The sequence below is a fragment of the Nostoc sp. 'Peltigera membranacea cyanobiont' 232 genome, assembly GCF_002245985.1.
Taxonomy (GTDB): Bacteria; Cyanobacteriota; Cyanobacteriia; order Cyanobacteriales; family Nostocaceae; genus Nostoc.
Genome location: NZ_NOLK01000102.1, coordinates 19,067 through 27,917, shown reverse-complemented (window position 1 = coordinate 27,917; position 8,851 = coordinate 19,067). Strand labels below are relative to the sequence as shown.

General features: G+C 43.9%; 3 protein-coding genes. All 3 read right to left on the bottom strand.

Translation table 11 applies throughout. From position 1 onward, the window contains the following. On the bottom strand, positions 1-4,376 hold a 4,376-nt coding region (locus CDG79_RS44050; RefSeq protein WP_223278346.1), incomplete at its 3' end, for an ATP-binding protein. A gap of 74 nt (positions 4,377-4,450) precedes the next feature. Beyond that, positions 4,451-5,731 (bottom strand): sensor histidine kinase, encoded by a 1,281-nt coding sequence (locus CDG79_RS27135; RefSeq protein WP_094344878.1) that lies wholly within the window; start codon positions 5,729-5,731, stop codon positions 4,451-4,453. Between the two features lie 208 nt (positions 5,732-5,939). Further along, entirely contained in the window at positions 5,940-8,705 is a 2,766-nt protein-coding gene (locus tag CDG79_RS27130; RefSeq protein WP_094344877.1) for a hybrid sensor histidine kinase/response regulator, read from the bottom strand. Positions 8,706-8,851 lie beyond the last annotated feature (146 nt).

The following is an 8,851-nucleotide window of genomic DNA, read 5'->3' as shown; positions in this document are numbered from 1 at the left end:
GGGTGTGAGCCTTTTGGCATCAGCAACGCACATTTATCCGCTCCCGCACTTTCCAGTATCACCTCAAGTAGGGTTGAGAGTAATTTATCCAACTCAATTTCACTCGATAGAGATTGAGAAGCTTTGAGAATGGTCGCCAGATCCAGGGCTTCGGAGAGGCTAACATTATTGAAACTGGAAGTCTGAATCGTGTGAGAAGAGATCGCAATCATCGTTTCCGTAGATGTGAAAGATGGTTGCTGTTTTTGCCAAATTGTGGCGAGTAGTTGGGGATAGCGGGTTTCTAAATCAACAACTTTAGCTTTTGCTCCCCAACGGGTGTAACAATAATAAGCTTCAGTCATATAGGTTTGAGCGATTTTTTCTTTGCCCCAATCCAGATAGAATTTAGCGGCTAGTTCATTGGCTAATGCTTCTTCGTTGGGGTATTGATTTTCTTTGGCGGTGGCGATCGCGCGATCGTACTGCTCCATTGCTTCCAATTTGTTACCGAAAACTCGACACTTTTCGGCCTCCACAAGATGCCATTTATGCTGATGATTCATCGGGGCATTGTGCGCCCACTGATTCAGAATAGTTTCATAGGTTTTAAACTCGGCGAGAATTACAGAAAGCTCAATTTCTGACTTTGTGGGAACAAGTGCCAAGTACGTCAGGGCTGCATAGAAATGGAAAGTGGGAATATGCACCATTCCCGATGCTGCCATCAAATAGGACTTGCCTTGGGTGATATAGTCGAGGGCAGCCTGATAATTGCCAAAGTAGTAGGCAAGCAGCAGTTTGTAAGTAGAAACAAAGGCGATCATTGTGAGATTCTTATCTTCGTGGTGCTTAGGAATCATCACCGTTTCATCGTAGGCAGTGCCTATTAAGCAATCGGGCTGGCTCACCGTTTCTCGGAACTGCTGCACTGTTTGCCGCACCATGCCCAAAATAATCCGCGCTGAATCTTGTTTCAATTGAGCCAAGGCAGCACTGTAACCAGTCAATTCCGGTGCCAACGTGTCGAGGTCTACACCTGCAAAAAGCGCAACATAGGCGTAATTTGCTATGCCGTAGCCACCAAAGAGAAAATCACCTGTTTCCATACCAATGATGTAACTATCTTTTATGGTTGGTAGCGTTGCCAAGAATGATTGTTGCTGATGCTGAATGAAATTCCCAAATAGGTTGAGAGTGATGGATTTCATGGACTGAGCATTCAACTTCTCCAGCAAGGAGAGTGATAATTTACCAAACTCGTAGCCTGTTTCGACTTCACCAAGAATTGAACATAGCACCATGCCATGAATCACATAGCCGACTGTCGAGGCTTTGTCATTACCAAACTGGAGCGACAACCGCACCATTGTCGCGCTCAACAGGGGCAGTAAACCTGGCATTCCCTGGAACACAGGTGCAATCAACATTCTTAACAATTGCATCGCGGCGATCGCGGTGCGATCGCTCATCACGGGCAGATCGATCAACCCAGCAATCTCTCTGCCATTTAGTTGCTGGTTCAGTTCTTGTAAGGCGTTGCTAATCTTGGCTTCGTCTACTTCCGTCGGGAAATCCACCCCAAATTGGGCTAGAGCCTCTGTTCCCACTGCCAGCGCCGTTAATATTTGGATCTGAGCCGTCTGTGCCACGATTTGAATTTCGTAGATTTTCACTTTGTCGAAAATAGTCTGTGCTTGTCGCAATACCACTGCGGCTAGTTGTTCCATACCCTCAAAGTCACCATTCAAATAAGCAACTTCCGCAGCCGTCACATACAGATTCAGAGTTAGTTCATATTGATGTTGCCAACAATCGACCTCTAGTAAATCAATTCCAGTTTGTAGATACACTTTGGCGGCAGTGTATGCAGTTGAACTTCTGGCTTTACTGCCAGCTTTGAAGTTAAGTTTCGCTAAGGCTTCTCGTTCCTGTTGTTGATTAATTAATTCAATTCCTAAATTCAAATGAAGGGCAATATCAAAAAGTTTTTCTTCTCGTTCTATTTCGGAAAAGTTTTGTTGAAGTAGCTGTCCAATTTTGACATGAGTTGCTTTTTTTTGGTTATCAGGAATTAGGGAATAAGCTGCTTGTTGAACTCGGTCATGCAAAAACCGATAAATCGGATTAGCTGCGGCATTAGAAACCGAGGTACTATCAGATTGAATAAAGAATTTATAGATTTCCGTATTCGGAATAATCAGCCCTTCTTGCAACGCTTTCCATAAATCAGCCGCCGTTGTTTCTAGGGATTGTTCTGAAACAATCGCCAGCGTATTCAAATCAAACTGCGCTCCAATACAAGCTGCTAGTTTGAGAACATTCTGAGTTTTATTCGGCAACTTCTGCAATTGCAGTGCCATAAACTCGACCACATCATCAGTAATTGCTAAGGCTCTGACTTGGGCAATATCACACTGCCACCCCCCTTGTCTTCCCTTACCAAGGCTACCGTGTACACACAAATCGGAGTTACTTTGAGATCCGGGTTTTACCCCCCTTAATCCCCCCTTGTCAAGGGGGGAAACAAGAAAATCTAGTTCCCTCCCCTTTCCAAGGGGAGGGTTAGGGTGGGGTAATTCGAGAACTGGTAGTGATTCGATAACTTGTGTGTACACCGTAGCCTTACCAAGGGGGGTGGGGGATTGAGGGGGGTCAAAGGTAATTAGATTATCGTCATTTAATGCCTTGAGAAATTGGGTAGCAAAGAAAGGATTACCATGAGTTTTTTGATAGACTAATTTTGTCAAAGGTTGGGCTAGCAATAATTCGCAATTCAGGGTATCTGCCACCAACTGATTCATATCTAGTTCGCTTAATGGTTGCAGAACAATCGTATTGACCACTGCCCCAGTTTTGACGATTTCATCTACAGTCAGGATGAATGGGTGAACCGGTGAGACTTCATTATCCCGATATGCACCCAAGATTAATAAATGTCCTGTTTCTGACATCAATAATTGCAGCAATTTTAGCGATGCGGAATCTGCCCATTGCAAATCATCTAAAAACATCACTAAGGGATGTTCAATACTTGTGAAGATTTGCACAAATTTCTGCATCAGCAGATTAAAGCGGGTTTCGGCAGCGCTTCCTGATAGTTCTATAGCTGGAGGTTGAGTACCAACAATGCGTTCTAGTTCTGGAATTACGTCAATCAAGACTTGTCCATTGTCGCCAACAGCTTCGAGAATCTTGGTTTTCCAGGCTTGTAGTTGTGCATCTGATTCTGAAAGCAATTGCCCCATTAAATCTCGGAATGCTTGCACAAATGCCGAGAAGGGAATATTGCGCTGGAATTGGTCATATTTCCCTTTAATAAAATAACCGCGTTGCCGGACAATGGGTTTATGAACTTCATTGACAACGGCAGTTTTCCCAATCCCAGAAAAACCTGCTACCAACATCATTTCTGTTGTCCCAAGGCTGACTTTTTCAAATGCCTGGAGGAGGGTTAATACTTCAGTTTCTCTGCCGTAGAGTTTTTCGGGGATGAGGAAGCGATCGCTAATATCTCGCTCTCCTAATGTAAAATATTCAATATTCTCAGTGGCTTGTAATTGACTTAGACAAATTTCTAAATCATGCTTGATTCCCAAGGCACTCTGATAGCGCTCTTCGGCATTCTTCGCCATTAACTTACTGACGATTTCAGATAAAATTAAGGGAATATTGGGATTGTGATGATGTACGGCAATGGGATTTTTGGCAAGATGACAATGCACCAACTCCATCGGATCGTCTGAGACAAATGGTAATTGTCCGGTGAGTAATTCATAAAATGTGACACCTAATGAGTAGAAGTCACTGCGATAGTCAATTCCCCGGTTCATTCTTCCAGTTTGCTCTGGCGAAAGATAAGCAAGTGTGCCTTCTAGAGCGTTGGTATTTTGAATTTCTTGGGTTTCTCTTGGTAGCAAAGATGCAATACTGAAGTCAATTAATTTAACTTCTTTGGTTTCGGGATTAATTAAAATATTACTGGGTTTAATATCTTTATGAATAATGCGATGACGAATGACAATATCTAATGTGTTACACAGAGATATAGCAGAGAGCAAAAATTCCTTTAGAGACGTTACATATAACCTCTCTACCTTGGCAAAATCCTTAAGGGATATGCCCCCAAAGTCTTCCATCACCAACGCATAGCCATTTTGGTATGGTTCTAGGCTATAAGTTTGAATAATTCCTGGATGGTTAAGATTTTTGGCGATGGTGTATTGATTGCGAAACGACAAGAGTTCAGAGAAGCTGGGATAAGGATTTTTCAGCAGTTTAATCACTACAGGTAACGAGTCAGTTTCTCGATATCCTCGATAAACCAGGGTTCTGGAACCATTGTAGAGTAAATCATAGACGCGATATCCGGGAATACTGACTAAAGTGCTAACCATGCTGCTAAATCCTGAAGATTTCCAGATTTAGTATTCCCAAATATTTGAAGTTGTTTACCAAAAACCGCTAAAAATCATACCGGAATTTCAATGATAAATTCTGTTCCTTCACCTAGAACTGAGTTAAAACTCAATTTTCCGCCGTGGGTTTCTTCAACAATTTGCCGAGCGATCGCCAACCCCAATCCTGTACCTTTACCAACAGCTTTCGTAGTAAATAAATGGTCAAATATCTTTTGTTTCACTTCTTCGCTCATTCCCTTAGCGTTATCAGCAATTGATATTTTGACTAGTTGATATTCGACTGATGTTTTAATGCTAATTTTATTAGGATTGTGATTAATTTCCTCAAAACTTTGCCCATCATTTGACTCCTCTAAAGCATCAATAGCATTTGCTAAGATGTTCATAAATACCTGATTTAATTGTCCAGGAAAACACTCAATTTGAGGCAAGTTCCCATAGTCAGTTATCACTTCAATAGCGGGACGTTGTTCATTAGCCTTGAGACGATGTTTGAGAATGAGAATGGTGCTATCAATGCCTTGGTGAATATTAAACGGCACTTTATAATCTTGGTCAGCACGGGAGAAAGTTCTTAAACTGGTGCTGATATTTTTGAGGCGATCGCACCCCATTTTCATGGAGTCAATCATCTTGGGTAAATCTTCCAGAAGATAATCTAAATCAATCTCCTCAGCATGGTTGGCAATATCTCCTTCTGGGGCGCGATCGCGATATAGATTCAGATGCTCCATTAACTCTTGCACCCTTTGCTGTGCCTCATTCAAGTTGCCAGCAATAAAGCCAATGGGATTGTTAATCTCATGAGCAACGCCAGCCACAAGATTGCCCAACGCAGACAACTTCTCCTGCTGTACTAACTGGATCTGCGCTTGCTGGAGATGATGCAAAGCTTGGGAAACTTCACCAGTTCGCTGTTCAACTTGCTGTTCTAGGGTTTGAGTGAAGCGTTGCACCTTCAGTTGGGTTTCAATGCGAATCAACATTTCTTCGACCTGAAAAGGCTTAGTGATGTAGTCCACGCCGCCCACCTGAAATGCTTTTACCTTGTCTAGGGCATCATCGAGCGCACTAATAAAAATTATCGGGATATTGCGAGTCTCTTCAGAAGCTTTGAGTTGGCGACAGACTTCGTAGCCATCAATATCAGGCATATTGATATCCAGCAAAATCAGAGCGGGAGTTTCTGACTGAGCCGATCGCAGTGCCATTGTCCCATTGATGGCTGTACGCACCTCGTATCCTTGCGATCGCAAGAGATTGGACAATAAGCGCAGATTGTCCCGCAAATCATCGACCACAAGAATTTCTGTTTTAGGTAGGAGAATCATAGTTAAAATCAGGACTTATGCACTGTACAAATTAATCGTGTTATCATTTGACCAAAATGGCTTTTTTCAGGCTTTGATTAATGATTATATTGATGCTTAATAGACCGATGTTGTAGGGGTTTAGCAGTGCTAAACCCCTACGAAATATGTGGTTTTACGATTAGGCATATTTCATTTTTTCGCGTTTATACGTAAGTCCTAAAAATAACTAAGGAAGAAATTGAGTCAGTTCGATTAGAGTGTCGAACTCAAAGTTATCTACCAACTCGTTCAAAGCTTTTACCATTGCTGACTGTTGATCGGGAATCTGTTCAATGAGTGCAATTAGCCGTTTCTCCCGTCCAGTGGTAGCGGCGGCGTGAAATTCTGTCAGCCACTCAGCCGACATCACCTTTAAGTCAGATGGTTGCAGTTGAACTATTGTAGATGGCTGTGGTGGCTGATGTTGTAGATTGTCTGTTTCCTCGTACACATAGCGCACACCAAGATGTTTTTCCATTGCGTAGAGAATTTCGTAATCCCGATACGGCTTTCGCATGAAGTCATCACAGCCAACTGCTAAAATTGCCGACCGTTCTTCTTCCAAACTGCTGGCAGTCAAAGCGATAATTTTGGTGGAGTTGCCGTTGGCTTGCGCTTTGATGTACTGTGTAGCTTCAATGCCATTAAGTACAGGCATTCTCATATCCATCCAAATCAAGTGGGGCTGCCATTGTTGCCAAATAGCGATCGCCTCTTGACCATTCTCCGCTTCTTTGAGGTCAAATCCCAAGGGAGTAAGCAACTTGATTAAAATCTGGCGATTGATGTCTTTATCATCCACAATTAAGATCCGGTATCGCGGTTGATCGGGTTCTAGGGCAATAATCTGTCGCTGCAATTGCACCCTTTCCTCATCTACTGCCTCAACAGCGATCGCTTGAATGTCAAATTTTACAACAGTGCCATACCCCACCTGAGAACTGACGGTCATCTCCCCGCCCATTAGCTGCACAAATTTGCGGCTAATTGGTAATCCTAATCCAGTTCCTTCCTGGGCATTTTTTCCGGTTTGGGTTTGGGCAAAGGCTTCAAACAATTTATCTAATTCCTCAGCCGCAATGCCTGCACCAGAGTCTTCGATCTCGAAATGTAGGGTTAGTGGTTGGGAAGTAGGCAATTCTGGGGGATTGATTGCCATCACCTTGAGCGCCACACCTCCTTCATCGGTAAATTTAATTGCGTTGCTGATCAAGTTAATCAACACTTGGCGTAGCTTCACTTCATCGGTTTGTATATAAGGGGGTAAATTGGGCAAATATTCAAACAACAACTGGAGCCTTTTGTCCTCTGCTTTGAGTCGGAACATATCTTCTACATCACTCAGCAAGCGATAGAGATCGAACCGTTTGGGATTCAGGGTAGTTTTCCCAGCTTCTATCTTGGATAGATCGAGAATATTATTGATCAATGTCAGTAGATGTTCGCCACTACGAGTAATAATACTCACACTTTCCCGATGTTCGGTGGAGAGGGTTTTGCTGCGAGTCATCAGTTGTGCAAACCCCAAAATGGCGTTGAGGGGGGTGCGGAGTTCGTGACTCATGTTGGCAATGAAGGAACTTTTGGCTTGATTCGCTACTTCTGCTTTTTCTTTGGCTTGTTCTAGTTGTTGATTTGATTCTGCTAAATCTGCGGTGCGATCGCTCACTCGCTGTTCCAAGGTAGCAAAGGATTCCTGTAGTTGCTCTGCCATCTGGTTGAAGGAGAGTGCCAATTGCCCCAACTCATCATTGCGATCGAGTTCAACTCCATCATTCCAATCTCCCTTAGCGATATCTTTTGCTGCCTGGTTGAGGCGCAGGATGGGTCGAGTTACCCATTGAGCCGTCAGGATGCCAAAGCCTGTAGCAACGCCCAATGCTATCAGACAGAGCAGAATGGTGGTGCGGGTATTAGCGTTGATTTGTCCCATGAAGTCTTTTTCAGGCACCACCACCACGACCAGCCAGTCCAGCCCTTTGTCGTCCTGCAAGGGGGTGATTTGGACGAACTGCCGCTCCCGGTCGATGGTAAAGTCAAGCTGCTGGGTGCCGTTGATGCCTGTTAGCCCTCCGACGCGAGTATCAAGATACTGAGCCGTCTGGCGGATAAGTGGATTGCTGCTTTCGCTGGCTTTGAGGCGTTGTTCCTTGCCATTACTATCGACAGTAAAAGGCTTTTCAGAGGTTGAGTTGGCTACGAGCAGTCCCGATCGCTCGATCACAAACATTTCACCAGTGGCGCTGACTTGAAAGCTGTTGAGGAATTGGGACATGGCGGCAAGGGAGCGAAACGCACTTACGACTCCAACCAGTTTTTTGTCCCGATCGTAAACAGGTTGCGAAAAGCACAAGAGCAGTTGCTTTGTGGCAATGTGAGGAAAAAGAATCCATACCGATTGGCCTGCCTGTCTTGCCAGCGCGTAAAGGGGTCTAGATGTCACATCATAGTTTTGCACGAACTTAATCAACTCAGTCTTATTTCCCCGATCATCTGGAACATAGAGCCGCAGAGAGTCGCCCCGACCGTCTACGGCTGAAACTAGGGCTTGCTCATAGTGTTCAGAACCGCGCAATGTAGCTCGATCCGTAGTAATCGTGACAGCATTGACCGCAGGATAAAACAGTCGCAGCATATGCCAGGTTTGACGTTCCTGACTTTTGATATCTTGCCAACTCCACTGCTCCCGGTTTAGATTATCAACGTTGATTTGATTGACCAGCTGTGGAACTTTCAAATAATCAGCGATCTCGGCTTGAATGCGAGTCGATGTTTCGCTTTGCAACTGGCTGGCAAGGTCATTCACTGCTTGCTGACCATTGCGGAATGAGAGATAGCCTACGAGTCCCACTGCTGCTGTAATTTGCAAGACAAAAGGCACAATGACAACTGCTTGTAAAGGAATATTTCGCAAGGGTTTGGCAATGGTATGATCGAACAAGTTAGTTAACATGATTTATGGAATTATTGTAGAGTTATTCACTTACTTGATATCCGGGAATACTGACAAATATGCTCATCATATTGCGCTCATCCCGAAGATTTCCAGATTTAGTATTGCCAAAAAAGATCCCCGACAACTTCCGCGAAGTCGGGGAT

Bases quoted from the DNA above. Each gene is read 5' to 3' on its own strand.
- CDG79_RS27130 (WP_094344877.1), bottom strand. From the start codon at position 8,705: ATGTTAACTAACTTGTTCGATCATACCATTGCCAAACCCTTGCGAAAT.
- CDG79_RS27135 (WP_094344878.1), bottom strand. From the start codon at position 5,731: ATGATTCTCCTACCTAAAACAGAAATTCTTGTGGTCGATGATTTGCGG.